The sequence below is a fragment of the Spinactinospora alkalitolerans genome (assembly GCF_013408795.1).
Lineage (GTDB): Bacteria > Actinomycetota > Actinomycetes > Streptosporangiales > Streptosporangiaceae > Spinactinospora > Spinactinospora alkalitolerans.
In genome coordinates, this window is the sequence record NZ_JACCCC010000001.1 from 721,695 (window position 1) to 737,437 (window position 15,743).

The following is a 15,743-nucleotide window of genomic DNA, read 5'->3' on the forward strand; positions in this document are numbered from 1 at the left end:
TGGGGCCTGAAAACGTCGCGATCACCCCAGCAAGGTCAAGATCGGCGAAGACGGCGCCGGTTCAGGAAGTCGTGCACCACGTAGGAGCCGAGGCGGGCCGGGCCGGGGCGGACGACCCTGCCGCCGTTGCGGCGGCCCACCTCCTCCACGAACGCCTCCAGGCGGGGATCCTCGGCCAGCAGGAAGACGTTGAGGGCCGCGCCGCGCCGTGTCATCCGGTCGACCTCGGCCAGGGTCAGCGCGGTCGTCTGCGGGGAAGGCGGCCACGAGAAGGCGGCCGAGCCGTCGCGCTCCAGGTGGGCGGTCGGCTCGCCGTCGGTGACGACCAGGACGATTGGCTCGAACTCCGGGTGCCGGTCCAGGTGCCGTCCGGCCAGCAGCAGCGCGTGCTGCAGGTTGGTGCCCTGGACCGGCTCCCACTCCAGCTCGGCCAGCCCGTCGGCCGGCAGCTCGCGCGCGTAGTCGCTGAACCCGACGACCTGCACCGCGTCCTGCGGGAACCGGGTGGTGACCAGGGAGTGCAGCGCCATCGCGGTCTGCTTCGCCGTGCCCCACAGGTCGCGCAGCGCCATGGAGTAGGACAGGTCCACCAGCAGGCACACGGCCGCGGCGTCCCTGCGCTCGGTCTCGACGACCTCGAAGTCGTCGGGGCGCAGCCGGATCGCACCCGGTGCGCCGCCGGGCGCCCGGCCGCGGGCGGCGGCGTTGCTCAGCGTGCGCACCACGTCCAGGGGCTGCTCGTCGCCGAAGCGCCACGGCCGGGTGGCCCCCGTAGGCTCGCCGGCCTGGCCTGCGGCGTCGGCGGAGTGGTGTCCGGGCCGGGTGGCGGCCGAGTCGGTGAAGACGTCGCGCAGCGCGGTCTCGCCCAGCCGGCGCACCGCCTTGGGCGTCAGCTCCAGCCGGTTCCTGGATCCACGCAGGAATCCCTGGTCGCGCAGCTCGCGTTCGAGCTCGCGCAGCCGGGAGAGGTCGTCCACCGCCGACCGCCCGAGCGCGCGGCGGACCGCCTCCTCGTCGATGTCGTCCAGCCCCGCGCCGGCGTAGTCCTGGTTCAGCGAGGAGTCGAGCTCGGCCAGCTCGCCCAGCTCCTCCAGCGCGGTCGTCGCGTCGCCCATGCCCATGCCCTCGGCGCCGTCCATCTGCTCGGCGCCCGACCAGGCCAGGTCCGGCCGGCGCGCGCGCAGCGCCCCGGACAGCCGCTCCATGGCGTCGTCGAGTCCGGCCTCGGCCGTGCTCTGCTCCATGAGCCCCTGGAGTTCGGCCCGCTGCTCCGGGGTCAGGGAGTTCATGAGGCGCTGCGCTGCGGCGGCGCGGCGGGCGAGGGAGTCGACGAGTTCGGCGAGGTCGCGCGGAGCGTCGGGGAAGAAGTCGCCGTACTCGGCCATGAAGCGGTCGAAGTCGGCCTGGGTGTGCTCGCCGCGGTCGTCGGCGGCGAGCATCGCGTTGAGCGCCTCGACCATCGCGCGGACCCGGCGCATCTGCTCGGGGTCGCCGTTCTGCAGCGCCTGCTTCATACCGCGGAACCGGGAGTCCAGGATCTCGCGCCGCAACAGGTCGCGCAGCTCCTCGAAGGTCTCGCGGGCCGCGGCGGAGCGCCACTGGTAGTCGGCCAGCCGCCGCACCGCGGCGGAGGTGTCGGAGGGCAGCGCGTCGAGCTCGGACTCGCGCAACCGGGCGTCGTCGGAGGGGTCGGGGAAGAGCTCGGCGCGCTCCTGGCCGACCGCGCGGTCCAGCAGCGCGCGGGCCTGTTCCAGGGTCCCGTCCAGCCGGCTCCCGGAGCGCAGCCGCTCGCGCCGCTCGCGGACCTGCCGGAGCAGGTCGTCCAGGCCCGAGACGCCCTGCGTGCCGCGCCGCAGCAGGTCGCGCAGCGCGCGCAGCGGCTTGGCGCCCGACATCACGGAGCGCCCGAGGTCGTCCAGCGCCGCGCGCACGTCGTAGGGAGGGCGCAGCGGATCGGGCCCGTCGTGGTACTCGCCGTAGCGGAAGCGGTTCATCGTTTCGGTGCCTCCCCGTGCCCGTCTGCTGCCCGTCCGCTCATCGGGAGCGGTTCATCGTCTCTTCTCGCCCCGTGCCTCCCGCGCACCGTCCGCCGCTCGCCCGCCCACCGGGGTCACGTCCGGTAGACCGCGCCGCCGCCGATCGTGTCCTTGGACAGCCGCCGGTTGAGGTACAGGCCCTCCAGGGCGAACTCCAGCGCCGCCGCCGCGTGGCCGGGCATCTCGCCGGGCCCCTCAGGGGCGTCCCCGTCGCCGTCCACGCCTCCGCCGGGCGCCAACCGCGCCATGAGCTCGGCCAGGCCGGGCAGCGGCCCGACCCTGCGCAGCAGCTCGGCGGCGCCGACCAGCTCGCCCGACTCCACCGTCGCGCCCTCCGCGAACCGGTCGATCAGCGGGCCCAGGTCCACGCCGCCCAGCGTGGCGCGGAACGTCTCGGCGGTGGCGCGGCGCAGCAGGTGCCGCAGGACCTCGTCCTCGCGCCCCTCCTCGGAGACCTCGAACTCGACCTTGCCGCGCAGCGTCTCCACGACCGGCGGCAGGTCGCAGACGCGGGCCACCGGGTGGTCCTCGGCCACCAGCGCGGCGCGCCGCACGGCCGAGGCCGCGGCCGTCTCGATCGCGGCGATCGCGAAGCGGGCCGAGACGCCCGAGCGGTCGTCCACGGAGGAGGAGTCGCGCACCAGCCGGGTGAACCGGGCGACGACCTCCACCAGGTGGCGGGGGACCATCGCGCCGACCAGGTGGGCCTCCTGCCCGATCAGGGCGACCTCGTCGTCGAGCCCGGGCGGGTAGTGCGTGCGGATCTCCGCCCCGAAGCGGTCCTTGAGCGGGGTGATGATGCGGCCCCGGTTGGTGTAGTCCTCGGGGTTGGCGCTGGCGACCAGCAGCACGTCGAGGGGCAGCCGCAGCGCGTAGCCGCGGATCTGCACGTCGCGCTCCTCCAGCACGTTCAGCAGTGCGACCTGGATGCGGGCCGCGAGGTCGGGCAGCTCGTTGAGGCAGAACACGCCCCGGTTGGCGCGGGGGACCAGGCCGTAGTGCACGGTCTCGGGGTCGCCGAGGCTGCGGCCCTCGGCCAGCCGGACCGGGTCGACGTCGCCGATGAGGTCGCCGACGCCGGTGTCGGGGGTGGAGAGCTTCTCCCCGTAGCGGTCGTCGCGGTGCCGCCACGCCACCGGCAGGTCGTCACCGGCCTCGGCGGCCAGCCTGCGGCAGCGGGTGCACACCGGCGCGTCGGGGTGGTCGTTGACGGGGCAGCCCTCGACGACCGGGCTCCACTCGTCGAGCAGCCCGGCGATCGTGCGGATCAGCCGGGTCTTGCCCTGCCCGCGCTCGCCGAGGAGCACGACGTCGTGCCGCGCCAGCAGCGCGCGCTCCAGGTGCGGCAGCACGGTCTCGTCGAACCCGACGATGCCGGGGAACCGGTCCTCGCCGGAGCGCATGCGGCGCAGCAGGTTGGCCCGGACCTCGTCCTTGACCGGGCGGTGGGTGTGGCCCGAGGACCGGAGCGCAGCCAGGGTCCTCGGGAGGTCGGAGGGGACGGCGTGGTCGGAGATGAGGGCAGACACAAGGCCGAGTGTATGCGCGCGGCACGGTCCGGCCGGTGACGTGGGTCACGCCGATCGCGCGTCCGCCCGGATCGGGCGGACGCGGTCCCCGGTCGGACACGCGTTCCGGCGGCGGATGGGCGGAATCCGGCGCCGAACGGCAGGGGAGAAGTGCGAAATAGCGTCGGAACTGGGAAGGTTTCAGCAGTGATGGTTCCAGAACACGGTCCGGACCGGCCGCGACGGCCGCGGACCGGGAGGAGGCAGCGAGTGGTCCGCTTCGGCGATGCCCTGGCGACGGGCGCCGACCTCGTCAGCGCGGCCGAGCGCGCGGTCCGGCAGGCGCTGGATCCGCTCGACGGCCCGGCCGACCTGGTCTGCGTGTTCGTCTGCGGTGCCGACCCCGAGGAGGTGGCGCTCGCCGGCGAGCGCGCCATGGCACTGGCCGAGGGGGCGACCACGATCGGCTGCAGCTCCACCGGCGTCATCGGCGGCGGACGCGCGGTCGAGGGGCAGGGGTCGGTGAGCGTCTGGGCCGCCGTGCTCCCCAACGTCACCCTCACGCCCTTCCGGCTCGACAGCATCCCCGAGGGGGACCACCTCGCGGTGGTGGGGATGACCGAGCCGGAACCGACCGACCGGGCCGCGCTGCTGCTGGCCAATCCCTACGACTTCCCCGCGCACTCGTTCGTGCGGCGCTCGACGGCCGTGCTGGGTGAGCTCCCCATCGTCGGCGGCCTCGCCGACGGCATGCACGGCCGGGAGTCGGTGCGGCTGTTCTTCCAGGGCGAGACCCTCGAAGGCGGAGCGATCGGCCTGCTGCTGGGCGGCGACGGCGTGGTCGGCACCGCCGTCAGCCAGGGCTGTCGGCCCATCGGGCCCGCGATGGCCGTCACCAAGGCCGAGGGCAACAACGTCCTGGAGCTCGCGGGAACGCCCGCCTACGCCAAGCTGGAGGACATCGTCAACGCGCTCCCGGCCGAGGAACAGGACCTCCTCACCCAGGGGCTGCACATCGGCGTCGCGATGGACGAGTACGCCGACCGGCACGAGCGGGGCGACTTCCTGGTCCGCGGCGTCGTCGGCGCCGCCCCCGAAGAGGGGACGCTGACCGTCGCCGAGGTGGTGGAGGTCGGCCAGACCGTGCGCTTCCAGGTCCGCGACAACGACACCGCGGACACCGACCTGGTGGAGCGGCTGCGGGCGTTCGGCGAGGACACCGGCGGGTGCACCGCCGCGGCCCTGCTCTTCTCCTGCAACGGGCGCGGGGCCTCGATGTTCTCCTCCGCCGACCACGACGTCCGCTGCGTCCGCCAGACGCTCGGCATCGACGCCGTCACCGGATTCTTCGCGGCCGGCGAGATCGGTCCCGTGGCCGGGCGCAACCACCTGCACGGCTTCACCGCCTGCCTGCTGGCCTTCCGGGAGTAGCGTCGGGACCACGGGGGATCGGCGGGTCGGCGGGTCAGGAGGATCGGCGGGTCAGCCGTCGTGGACGACGATGGTCCTGCTCACCTTGTCGTGCAGGGCCTGGCTCCGCTCGTCGAACAGCGGCCACAGGCAGTCGAGCAGGGCGATGAGCTGGCCCAGGCACGGCAGGGACTGGGGCAGCCCGAAGAAGGCGGCCCGACCGATGGCCTGGCCCTGCGTCGGTCGGCGGCCGCTGGAGACCCCGACGACCTTGATCGACAGCACGGCCTTGCCGACCGTCTTGCCCCACCCGACGTGGAACAGCCAGTCGTAGAAGAAGACGACGACGCCCCAGCCGAAGACGATGATGAACCCCAGCGTGGTGTCGAAGGCCGCCGACGTGGTCTCCGCGGCGCCGGGATCGGCGATGAACACGCTGATCATCAGGATGAACAGCAGGACGACCGAGATGACCGACAGCACGAAGAAGTCGATGACCCGGGCACCCAGGCGCCGCCCGAAGCCCGCGAGTCGCACGTCGTCGGCCGGGCCGCCGGTCGGCCCCGCGTAGGGCTGGGGACCGTAGAAGCCCGCTGCCGGTGGAGGGGGACCGTAGGGTTGCCGGTTCGGCCAGGGCGGTGTGTTCATCTCAGCATTATCGCCGTGGGGGAAGGGGGAACGCGGACGCCATGTCCGATTTGTTACGCGGGGCGCGGCACCGGCCCCTCATCGAGTTTCGACCGTCGAGCCTGCGGGGTGAGGCGGAACTTCCAGGGCGTGGACCCGCTGTGCCGCCGGCGGCTTGCGCGCACCGCGACAGCCGACCCCCTGTGCACACCCGATCGCCGGATATCGATGGGTTTCCCACCCCAACGCGGAAGGGGTGGCTCGTGGCCACCCCTTCCGCGTCAGTGCTTCGGGGGTCAGGACCCGCCGTAGGGAACGGCGTCGATGATCTCCACTGTGGTGGTGCGCCCGTTCGGCATCGTGTAGCTGGCCTTGTCGCCGGCCTTCTTGCCGTTGATGGCGCTGCCCAGCGGCGACTTCGGTGAGTAGACGTCGATCGGCGCGCCGCTCTCCTCGCGGGAGGCGAGCAGGAAGGTGATCTCATCGTCGTCGCCGTCGAACTTGATCGTCACCGTCATGCCGGGGCCGACCGTGCCTTCGCTGCGGGGGGCCTCGCCCACCCGCGCGTTGCTCAGGACCGACTGGAGCTGGATGATCCGGGCCTCGATCTTGCCCTGCTCCTCCTTGGCCGCGTGGTAGCCGCCGTTCTCCTTGAGGTCGCCCTCCTCCCGCGCGGCTTCGATCCGGTCGGCGATCTCGATGCGACCAGGCCCCGACAGGTGCTCCAGCTCCGCTGTGAGCCGGTCGTACGCCTCCTGGGTCAGCCAGGTGACGTTGTCATCGCGGGTCTCGGTCACGGGAACTCCCTTGATACGTCTGGGCACTGCGTTGCCTCACGAACGCAGCTGAACTTACGAGATTAGCACCGAGCCCTTCGGGCGGTAGGGCTACAAAACCCTGCTCCCCAGGTCATACGCCGCATTTGGGTAAAGGCGGGGTGGAACGGAGGTCAAGGGCGGGCCGGTTCCGGCTGAGGTCCTCGGTACGAGTCGGTGTGGCTGGGAACTATTCGGTGGATTCGCTTTCCGAACCTTGTTCCCTGCAGGAGACGACTTGTACCGCGGATGCCCTGCGAACCGTCTCGATCGTCGCGCCGGTGTCCTGTACGCCGGGCGGCACGGCCACCTCGGTCTGGCCGACCTGCACGTGCTGACCGTCGGTCGCGGTGACCAGGCACAGTGCAGGGGAGGGGCTGTTGACCTGGAAGCTGATCTCGGCCTCGGTGTCGGAGACGACGTTCCACGCGATGGTCTGGTAGGAGACCTGGTGCAGGGAGCCGCTGTAGCTCAGCAGCGCGAACCCCCAGCCGACCGTGAAGACCGCGGCCACGATCAGGCCCATGAAGAAGAAGACCGGCCGGTTCCCGAGGCGCCGCTTCGCGCCCGGGGCCGGAGCGGCGGTGTCGGGCGGAGTCTCAGGCGACCTGGACGGCGTGGACGGCATACGGGAATCTCCGAACGTGGGGTCTACGTTGTCTAAGATAGCTCTGTCCTGAGAGGCTCCCGCTCCACCCCCACGTCCGATCCCGGAGGTGCGCGGCAACCTTCGATGCCGGAGCGGTCGACGTTGGCATTCGCTATAACCCAAGGGGACTTGTCCGTTGTCCGAGCGCTTGCGGCTGATGGCCGTTCATGCCCATCCCGATGATGAGTCCAGTAAGGGCGCGGCCACCATGGTGCGCTACGTCAATGAGGGGGCGGAGGTGCTGGTCGTCACGCTCACCGGTGGTGAGCGCGGCTCCATCCTGAACCCCGCCATGGACCGGCCCGAAATCCGCGACACCATCGCGGAGGTCCGCCGCAAGGAGATGGCGGAGGCCCGCCAGATCCTCGGCGTGCACCAGGAGTTCTCCGGCTTCGTCGACTCGGGCCTGCCCGAGGGCGACCCGCTCCCGCCGCTGCCTGAGGGCAGCTTCGCGGTGCAGCCGCTGGAGACGGCCGCCGAACCGCTGGTCCGGTCGGTCCGGTCCTTCCGCCCGCACGTCATCATCACCTACGACGAGCAGGGCGGCTACCCCCATCCCGACCACATCATGTGCCACAGGGTGTCGATGGAGGCGTTCGACGCCGCCGGCGACCCCGAGCGCTACCCCGGCACCGGCGACCCGTGGCAGCCGCTGAAGCTCTACTACCACGTCTCCTTCCCGCGCGAGAGGTTCGAGCGCATCGCGGAGATCATGGAGGAGCGCGGCCTGACCAACCCGTTCGCCGAGTGGATCGAGCGGATGAAGGATCGCAACTTCCCGCAGTGGGAGATCACCACGAAGATCAAGTGCGACGAGTACTTCGAGACCCGTGACCGCGCGCTCATCGCGCACGCCACCCAGATCGACCCGAACGGCTTCTGGTTCGCCGTCCCGCTGGACATCCAGAGCGAGGCGTGGCCCTACGAGGACTACCACCTCGCCCGCTCGCTGGTCGACACCGAACTCCCCGAGGACGACCTCTTCGCGGGGGTCCACGAGTCGGTGAGAACATGAGTCCCATGAACGCCGCAGCACTCCAAGCCGCCTCCGGCGGCGTCCTGGCCGACACCGTCACCCCTGGTGTCCTGGGCTTCGTCGTCATCGCGGCCATCGCCGCCGCGCTGTACTTCCTCATGAAGAGCATGCGCAAGCGGATGGGCAACGTGAACTTCGACGAGGGCACCGGGCCCGCGAGCGGCGGCGAGAACGCCGAGCAGGAGCCCAACGGCAGCAAAGCCTGAACCCGTCGGGTGTCGGCCCGCTGATGTCGGGCAGAGTGGGGGCATGCCGAACCGTCTCGCCGACGCCACCAGCCCCTACCTTCTCCAGCACGCCGACAACCCCGTCGACTGGTTCCAGTGGGGGGACGACGCGTTCGCCGAGGCCCGGCGGCGCGACGTCCCCATCCTGCTGTCCGTGGGGTACGCGGCCTGCCACTGGTGCCACGTCATGGCGCACGAGTCCTTCGAGGACGAGCGCACCGCCGAGCTGATGAACCAGGGGTTCGTCAACGTCAAGGTGGACCGGGAGGAGCGCCCCGACGTCGACGCCGTCCACATGGAGGCCACCCAGGCCATGACCGGCCAGGGCGGGTGGCCGATGACGGTCTTCCTCACCCCCGGCGGCGCCCCCTTCTACTGCGGCACCTACTTCCCCCGCGCGCACTTCCAGCGCCTGCTGCTCGGGGTCTCCCAGGCGTGGGAGCAGGAGCGCGAAGGGGTCCTCGAGCAGGGGCAGCGGGTGGTGGAGGCGCTGAGCGGCTCCCGTTCGATCCCCGCAGGCCCCGCGCCGGACGCCGACGTGCTCGCCGCGGCGGTGCGCGGGCTGTCCGAGGGCTACGACGAGGCCAACGGCGGCTACGGCGACGCGCCGAAGTTCCCGCCGTCCATGCTGCTGGAGTTCCTGCTGCGGCATCACGCCCGCACCGGTGCCGAGCAGGCGCTGCACATGGCGGCCGGCACCGCGCGGGCCATGGCCCGCGGCGGCATGTACGACCAGATCGGCGGCGGGTTCGCGCGCTACTCGGTGGACGCCGAATGGGTCGTGCCGCACTTCGAGAAGATGCTCTACGACAACGCCCTGCTCCTGCGCGCCTACACCCACCTGTGGCGTTCGACCGGCGACGGGACGGCCCGCAGGGTGGCGTTGGAGACCGCGGAGTGGATGGTTTCGGACCTGCTCACCGAGCAGGGCGGGTTCGCGTCCGCGCTCGACGCCGACAGCGAGGGCGAGGAGGGCCGGTTCTACGTCTGGACGCCCGATCGGCTGCGCGACGTCCTGGGCGAGGACGACGGCGCGTGGGCCGCGGAGCTGTTCGGCGTCACCGATGCCGGCACGTTCGAGCACGGCTCCTCGGTCCTGCAGTTGCGCGCCGACCCCGATGACGCGCAGCGCTACGCCGACGTGCGCGCGGCCCTGCTCGCCGCCAGGGCCGAGCGGGTGCCGCCCGCCCGCGACGACAAGATCGTGGCGGCCTGGAACGGGCTGGCGATCGCCGCGCTGGCCGAGGCCGGTGCGCTGTTCGAGCGCGCCGACCTCGTCCACCACGCCCGCAGAGCGGCCCGGCTGCTGGTCGACGTGCACCACCGCGGCGGCCGGCTCGTCCGGACCTCGCGCGACGGCGTCGCCGGGGCGGGGGCCGGCGTCCTGGAGGACTACGCCGACGTCGCCGAGGGGCTGCTCGCGCTGCATGCGGTCACCGGCGAACCGGAGTGGGTGGCGGTCGCGGGCAAGCTGCTGGAGACCGTGCTGACCCGCTTCCCCGACGGCGAGGGCGGCTTCTACGACACGGCGGACGACGCCGAGGCCCTGTTCAGCCGGCCCCAGGACCCCACGGACAACGTGACCCCGTCGGGCAGGTTCGCCGCAGCGGGGGCCCTGCTGGGCTACGCCGCGCTCACGGGGTCGAGCCGGCACAGGGAGGCGGCCGAGGCGGCGCTGTCGGTGGCGGGCGTGCTCGCCGAGAAGGCCCCGCGGTTCGCCGGGTGGGGGCTGGCCGTCGCCGAGGCGCGGCTGGCCGGCCCGCTGGAGATCGCCGTCGTCGGCCCGCAGGGCGACCCCGCGGCCGAGGCCCTGCACAGGACCGCCCTGATGGCCGTCAACCCCGGTGCGGTGGTCACCCGCGGCAACGGCCACGACGACGGCGGCATCGGCCTCCTCCGCGACCGTCCCCTGATCGGCGGCGCTCCCGCCGCCTACGTCTGCCAGGGCTTCACCTGCCGACTCCCCGTCACCACCCCCGGGGAACTGGACGAACAGCTCAGCGGACACGCGGCGGTCGATTGACCTCGCAGGCGCCTCATCGGCCACCGGGGGTTTGTAAGGCCCGCCGCAAGGGTCCGCGGTGAACGGGCGGCCCGCCCGTACGGCCGAAGGCCCGTGTGCGGGGTGCCCGGCTCCGCGCGAAACACACCGGATGTCCTGCGGTCGAGGCCGAAACCGTGGTTTCGGTGCGCGCTCAGGGTTCGGGTCCGCTTCGCGCACGGGTGCGACGTTCACCTCAAAGGGCCTTCGGCCGCGCGAGAGAACCGCACCCGCGCGAGCCCTCTCCTGTGGTCGGGTTCCAAAGCCCCCTGGGTCGAGGTCTCCTTCCTCTCGCAGTCGGGTTCAGGCGGTCACCCGTACGCCGGACAGGATCTGCTCGACCACGTGCGGGCGGTCGTCGGTCTGGCGGATCTCCAGGTAGAGGACGAGCCCGCGCCCGTCGTCGTGCAGCCTGGCCGCGGTGAAGGAGGCCGGGGCCGGGCAGCCGCGCCAGTGCAGCACCTCGCCCGTCCAGGGCCCGTCGTCGAAGTGCCGCCGCACCGGCGGCCCTGAGCACGCCGCAGCACCGGAGAAGTGCGGGAAGTCCTCGAAAGAGGGCGCCTCCACGTCCGCCGGGGTGCGCAGCAGTCCGGCGAAGACCCCGGACACCGGCGCGGCCGGATCGCGCCACGCGGTGACGTCCGTGGCGATCAGCATGCCGGGCTCGTGCCCGCCGACGAGCCCGAGTTCGTGCGGCGCCCACCCGCTGATCTGCATCTGCCTGGTCCAGGCCAGGGGCACGGCGAGGTGGATCGTCCCGGTGGAGTCGTTGACGCCGACCAGGGTGACCCCCGGCGTCCCGGTCGCGGCCGACGCGCCGGTCAGCACCGCGAGCACCACCAGGAGCGCGGCGCCGATCCTGCCCCACACCGAGCGGTGCCGCACCCACCACGGGGACCGCACCCGCAGGTCCGGCGTCATCCGGATCGCCCGGACCCGCTGGGTGAACGTCGTGGCGTCGGACGGCCGGTCCTCGCGGTTTTCGGCCAGGGACGTCATGACCAGCTCGTCCAGCGCCGAGGGCAGACCGGCCCGCACCCTGCTCGGCGGCATCCGCACCGGTGGCGGCGGCGGGCGCCTGCCGGTGAGCAGCTCGTAGGCGACCGCGCCGAGCGAGTAGACGTCGGCGCGCACGTCGATGTCGCCGCCCGGCACGCTCTGCTCCGGCGACATGTACCCGGGGGTGCCCGCGGCGGCGGTGAAGCCGGAGGCCTCGTCGATGCTCTTGGCGAACCCGAGGTCGGCCACGAGCACCCGCTCGCCGACCGGGCTGGACTGCAGCAGCATGTTGGACGGCTTGATGTCGCGGTGGATCGTGCCGTGCCGGTGCAGCACGGTGACGCCCTGCCCGATCTCGGTCAGCAGCCGCAGCGCCTCGTCCAGGGGCAGCGGCCCCCGCGCGACGCGGTCGGCGATGCTGCCCCGATCGGCGTAGGTCATCACGAAGTAGGGCCGCTCGTCGGGCAGCGTGCCGATGTCGTGCACCCGGACCAGCCACTCGGAGTCGGCGTGCCGCAGGATGCGGGCCTCCTCGACGAAGCGGTGGTGGACGTCCAACTGGTGCGCCCAGTTCTCGGCCAGCACCTTGATCGCGACCGGGATGTCGAGCCGGTCGTCGTGGCCCAGCCACACGGTGGCGAACGCCCCGGAGCCCAGCCGTCGCAGGACCCGGTACCGCCCGAAGCTCTCCGGCTCTGCCACAGCTACTGCTTTACCGGTGCGCCGGACGCCAAACGTCGGGGCCGGCCGGGCGCCCCACCCGCCCCACCCGGCGCCGCGGGACCGGTTTCGGTCCGGACGGATCCGTGCGTCGGCCGCGCGCATCCAAACGGTACGTGAACCTCCCGGTGGGGGGTAGGCGTGTAATACGTGGACGACCCGGCGTCAGTAGGGAGATACCAGTCATGCGGAAAATGGACTCGACCTCTGGATTTCGCCGGTACGGCTCCGCGGCCGGCAATTCCCTCGAACCCCCCGAACCTCTCGAAGAGTTGGCCGTCCGAGCGCGCGACGGCGACCAGGACGCGCTCGACGACCTGCTGCGGCGCATCCAGCCCGAGGTGCTGCGCCGCTGCGCGCGCTTCCTGCCCTACCGGCAGGACGCCGAAGAAGCCTGCCAGGACGCCCTGCTGAGGGTCGCCAGGGGGATCGCCCGCTTCAAGGGCGACTCGCTGTTCAGCACCTGGCTGTACACGGTGGTGTCGAATTCGGCGCGCCAGACCTACCGGTCGATGAAGCGGCGCTCGGCTGAGCTGCCCACCGAGGCGGAGCGCATCCCGCACCAGCGCGACCCCCGCACGACCAGCGTCATCGCCGGGTCACGCATCGACCTCCTGGAGGCGCTCGACCAGCTGGAGCGCGACCGCCCCAACCTGGTGGCGCCGCTGGTCCTGCGCGACCTCTGCCAGATGGACTACGGGGAGATCGCCGAGGAGCTCGACCTCGCGCTGGGCACGGTCAAGTCCCGCATCCACGAGGGTCGCAAACGCGTGCGCAAGTCTCTTGCTGTGACATAGGCGATGGAGGCGGCCTATTGTGGAGTAAAGGTCCTCGGACCTCGGGCGCACCCGCTCCTCTGATCGCGGGTCGCGGCCCACGGGACCGGCGCGATGCGAGACCGGCCCACTGAGCGGTGCGGTGGTCGGCGCCGACCACCGCGCGGCGATCGGCGCGGCCGGTCCTGCGGCCGGATGCTCCGGGACCCCCTCATCCACAGGCTCCCTCCAAGGCAGCAGCGAGAAAGGTAACGTCTCATGGGGCTGCGTGACCCCCTCTATTGGCTGTACGAGCGAAGGCTCGAACGCCGGCTCGGCACGTTCGAGACCCCCCGCCACGTCGGAGTCATCCTCGACGGCAACCGCAGATGGGCCAAGACCAGCGGGCTCGCCAGCGTCGAGAAGGGGCACCAGGCCGGCGCGGAGAAGATCTTCGAGCTGCTGGGCTGGTGCAACGAGGTCGGGGTCCAGGTGGTCACGCTGTGGCTGCTGTCCACCGACAACCTGTCGCGCCCCCGCGAGCAGCTCGACCCCCTGCTGCGCATCATCGAGGACACCGTGCGCCGCCTGCAGCGCGAGGGGTGGCGCGTCAACCCCATGGGCGCGCTGGACCTGCTGCCCGACGCGACCGCCCGCGTCATGAAAGAGGCGGGTTCGGCCACATCCGACCATCCCGGCCTGATTGTGAACGTGGCCGTTGGGTATGGAGGAAGGCGTGAGATCGCTGATGCGGTGCGGTCGCTCCTCCAGACGGAGGCGGCCAAGGGCACCAGCATCGAGGAGCTCGCCGAGCGCCTCGACATGGAGCACATCGCGGAGCATCTCTACACCCGCGGCCAGCCCGATCCCGACCTCCTCATCCGGACGTCGGGAGAGCAGCGCCTCTCCGGCTTCCTGCTCTGGCAGAGCGCGCATTCGGAGGTCTACTTCTGCGAGGTCTTCTGGCCTGCCTTCCGCAAGGTGGAGTTCCTGCGCGCGCTCCGGTCCTTCGGCGCGCGGAACCGGCGCTACGGCTTGTGAGCCGGGCCGTCCCCGTTCCCGTCCCGTCCCCAACCCTGCAGTCGCGCGCGTAACCCGGCGTTCACACACCGGGCGATCGGGGGGTCTTGCTCTTTCAGACGAGCCGGGTACCGTCTTTACCAGTGGATGGTGCGCATCCGTCCATTCGGGAGGCCCCGACTCATTGACGGTTCTGGATCTCGCAGAACTCTTCGTGACGAGGGCCGGTCCCGGCCCTCACGGGGCTGGTCCCGGTCCTTGGAATCCCGTGAGTCTAGGGCGCCTCGATGCGCCCAAGGGGAGAACGAGTGGCTAGTTCCTCGATCCACCGCCGCGACCTCCGTGACACCGTCCCCTTCCCGGAGTCGGTCGAACGGCGCACGTACGTGCTCGACACCAGCGTCCTGCTGGCCGACCCCATGTCGATCACGCGTTTCGCCGAGCACGAGGTCGTCCTGCCGATCGTGGTGATCACCGAACTCGAGAGCAAGCGGCACCACCCCGAGCTCGGTTACTTCGCCCGGGAGGCACTGCGCAAGCTCGACGACCTGCGGGTCGCCCACGGCAGCCTCGACGTCCCGGTCCCGGTCAACGAGTACGGCGGCACGTTCCGGGTGGAGCTCAACCACAGCGATCCGAGCGTCCTGCCGGCCGGTTTCCGGCTCGGCGACAACGACACCCGGATCCTGACGGTGGCCCGCAACCTCGCCGCGGAGGGCCGTGCGGGCGCGGATCCGCAGGAGGACGGCGCACTCGCCGAGGCTCCGGCCGCGGACGGGACCGAGGACACCGAGGACGCAGAGGAGATCGACGGCAACGTCGTCCTGGTCAGCAAGGACCTGCCCCTGCGGATCAAGGCCTCCTCGATCGGCCTGGCCGCGGACGAGTACCGCGCCGAGCTCGCGATCGAGCACGGGTGGACCGGCATGGCCGAGCTGGAGGTCCCCGCACACGAGGTCCAGGCGCTGTTCGAGGGCGGCGGCACGGCCGACATCGAGGCCGCGCGGGACCTGCCCTGCCACACCGGCCTGGTACTGGTGTCGGAGCGGGGCAAGGCGCTGGGCCGTGTGCTCCCCGACAAGTCGGTGAAGGTGGTGCGCGGCGACCGGGAGGTGTTCGGCCTGCACGGCCGCAGCGCCGAGCAGCGGATCGCGCTGGACCTGCTCACCGATCCCGACGTCGGCATCGTCTCCATGGGCGGCCGGGCCGGCACCGGCAAGTCCGCGCTCGCGCTGTGCGCCGGGCTGGAGGCCGTGCTGGAGCGCCAGCAGCACCGCAAGGTCGTGGTGTTCCGCCCGCTGTACGCGGTGGGCGGGCAGGACCTCGGCTACCTGCCCGGCAGCGAGTACGAGAAGATGTCGCCCTGGTCGCAGGCCGTCCACGACACCCTCTCGGCGCTGACCACCCAGGACGTCATCGACGAGGTCGTGGAGCGCGGCATGCTCGAGGTGCTGCCGCTGACCCACATCCGAGGCCGTTCGCTGCACGACTCGTTCGTGATCGTCGACGAGGCCCAGTCGCTGGAGCGCGGGGTGCTGCTGACCGTGCTGTCCCGGCTCGGTGAGAACTCCAGGGTGGTGCTCACCCACGACGTCGCCCAGCGCGACAACCTGCGCGTGGGGCGCTACGACGGTGTGGTCGCCGTGGTCGAGAAGCTCAAGGGGCACCCGCTGTTCTCGCACATCACGCTGACCCGCTCCGAGCGTTCGCCGATCGCCGCGCTGGTCACCGAGATGCTGGAGGGGTAGTCCGCAGACCGGTGCACGAGGGGTCGCGGCCGCCGCCGCAGCGCCTCGTGCACCGCTGACGACCCGGGAGCGCCGCCGCCGTCCCGCCGGCGCCGGCGGGACGGCGGCGGCGCTCCCATGCGCGCCGGACGGTTGCCACCGGGGTCGGCTCC

13 protein-coding genes are annotated in these 15,743 nt (G+C 72.0%); 7 read left to right on the forward strand and 6 right to left on the reverse strand.

Annotated elements, in window-relative coordinates; all coding sequences use genetic code 11:
- Positions 1–35: 35 nt before the first annotated feature.
- Entirely contained in the window at positions 36–1,994 is a 1,959-nt protein-coding gene (locus HDA32_RS03480) for a vWA domain-containing protein (protein ID WP_179641779.1), read from the reverse strand.
- Positions 1,995–2,110: 116 nt separating this feature from the next.
- Positions 2,111–3,565, reverse strand: coding sequence for a sigma 54-interacting transcriptional regulator (locus HDA32_RS03485; RefSeq protein ID WP_312863027.1), 1,455 nt, complete (start codon positions 3,563–3,565; stop codon positions 2,111–2,113).
- Positions 3,566–3,814: 249 nt separating this feature from the next.
- On the opposite strand from HDA32_RS03485, the gene HDA32_RS03490 reads away from it, so the two are divergent.
- Complete coding sequence (locus HDA32_RS03490; protein ID WP_179641780.1) at positions 3,815–4,975, forward strand: FIST signal transduction protein; 1,161 nt, start codon at positions 3,815–3,817, stop codon at positions 4,973–4,975.
- A gap of 51 nt (positions 4,976–5,026) precedes the next feature.
- Here the strand turns inward: HDA32_RS03490 and HDA32_RS03495 are convergent, their stop codons facing one another.
- The 3 genes from HDA32_RS03495 to HDA32_RS03505 form a co-directional block, all read right to left on the reverse strand.
- Complete coding sequence (locus HDA32_RS03495; RefSeq protein ID WP_179641781.1) at positions 5,027–5,602, reverse strand: RDD family protein; 576 nt, start codon at positions 5,600–5,602, stop codon at positions 5,027–5,029.
- 275 nt (positions 5,603–5,877) lie between these two features.
- Positions 5,878–6,378: a transcription elongation factor GreA gene (gene greA, locus HDA32_RS03500; protein WP_179641782.1), complete on the reverse strand. Its 501-nt coding sequence runs from the start codon at positions 6,376–6,378 to the stop codon at positions 5,878–5,880.
- A gap of 208 nt (positions 6,379–6,586) precedes the next feature.
- Entirely contained in the window at positions 6,587–7,024 is a 438-nt protein-coding gene (locus tag HDA32_RS03505) for a DUF4307 domain-containing protein (protein ID WP_179641783.1), read from the reverse strand.
- 157 nt (positions 7,025–7,181) lie between these two features.
- Here HDA32_RS03505 and mca point away from each other — a divergent pair, with 157 nt between their 5' ends.
- From mca to HDA32_RS03520, 3 genes are read left to right on the forward strand one after another with little or no spacing between them, the layout of a single operon-like run.
- Positions 7,182–8,060, forward strand: a complete 879-nt coding sequence (gene mca / locus HDA32_RS03510) for a mycothiol conjugate amidase Mca (RefSeq protein WP_179641784.1) — start codon at positions 7,182–7,184, stop codon at positions 8,058–8,060.
- Between the two features lie 5 nt (positions 8,061–8,065).
- The gene (locus HDA32_RS03515) at positions 8,066–8,287 is read left to right on the forward strand and encodes a hypothetical protein (RefSeq protein ID WP_218882314.1); all 222 of its coding nucleotides are present in this window, start codon (positions 8,066–8,068) and stop codon (positions 8,285–8,287) included.
- Between the two features lie 43 nt (positions 8,288–8,330).
- A complete protein-coding gene (locus HDA32_RS03520; protein WP_179641786.1) occupies positions 8,331–10,331 on the forward strand; it encodes a thioredoxin domain-containing protein in 2,001 nt (666 codons plus the stop codon).
- A gap of 321 nt (positions 10,332–10,652) precedes the next feature.
- On the opposite strand, the gene HDA32_RS03525 is transcribed toward HDA32_RS03520, so the two are convergent.
- On the reverse strand, positions 10,653–12,050 hold the full coding sequence (locus HDA32_RS03525; RefSeq protein WP_179641787.1) for a serine/threonine-protein kinase: 1,398 nt from the start codon (positions 12,048–12,050) through the stop codon (positions 10,653–10,655).
- A 290-nt stretch (positions 12,051–12,340) separates the two neighbouring features.
- On the opposite strand from HDA32_RS03525, the gene HDA32_RS03530 reads away from it, so the two are divergent.
- The 3 genes from HDA32_RS03530 to HDA32_RS03540 all read left to right on the forward strand — a co-directional run bounded on the left by HDA32_RS03530 (position 12,341) and on the right by HDA32_RS03540 (position 15,591).
- Positions 12,341–12,865, forward strand: coding sequence for an RNA polymerase sigma factor (locus HDA32_RS03530; RefSeq protein ID WP_179641788.1), 525 nt, complete (start codon positions 12,341–12,343; stop codon positions 12,863–12,865).
- Between the two features lie 237 nt (positions 12,866–13,102).
- Entirely contained in the window at positions 13,103–13,864 is a 762-nt protein-coding gene (locus HDA32_RS03535; protein WP_179641789.1) for an isoprenyl transferase, read from the forward strand.
- A gap of 365 nt (positions 13,865–14,229) precedes the next feature.
- Positions 14,230–15,591 (forward strand): PhoH family protein, encoded by a 1,362-nt coding sequence (locus tag HDA32_RS03540; RefSeq protein WP_179646445.1) that lies wholly within the window; start codon positions 14,230–14,232, stop codon positions 15,589–15,591.
- Positions 15,592–15,743: the final 152 nt, after the last annotated feature.

Excerpts from the sequence above, each read along its gene's own strand:
- HDA32_RS03535 (WP_179641789.1), top strand. The coding sequence starts at position 13,103 with ATGGGGCTGCGTGACCCCCTCTATTGGCTGTACGAGCGAAGGCTCGAA.
- HDA32_RS03520 (WP_179641786.1), top strand. The coding sequence starts at position 8,331 with ATGCCGAACCGTCTCGCCGACGCCACCAGCCCCTACCTTCTCCAGCAC.
- HDA32_RS03480 (WP_179641779.1), bottom strand. The coding sequence starts at position 1,994 with ATGAACCGCTTCCGCTACGGCGAGTACCACGACGGGCCCGATCCGCTG.
- HDA32_RS03515 (WP_218882314.1), top strand. The coding sequence starts at position 8,066 with ATGAACGCCGCAGCACTCCAAGCCGCCTCCGGCGGCGTCCTGGCCGAC.
- HDA32_RS03495 (WP_179641781.1), bottom strand. The coding sequence starts at position 5,602 with ATGAACACACCGCCCTGGCCGAACCGGCAACCCTACGGTCCCCCTCCA.
- HDA32_RS03505 (WP_179641783.1), bottom strand. The coding sequence starts at position 7,024 with ATGCCGTCCACGCCGTCCAGGTCGCCTGAGACTCCGCCCGACACCGCC.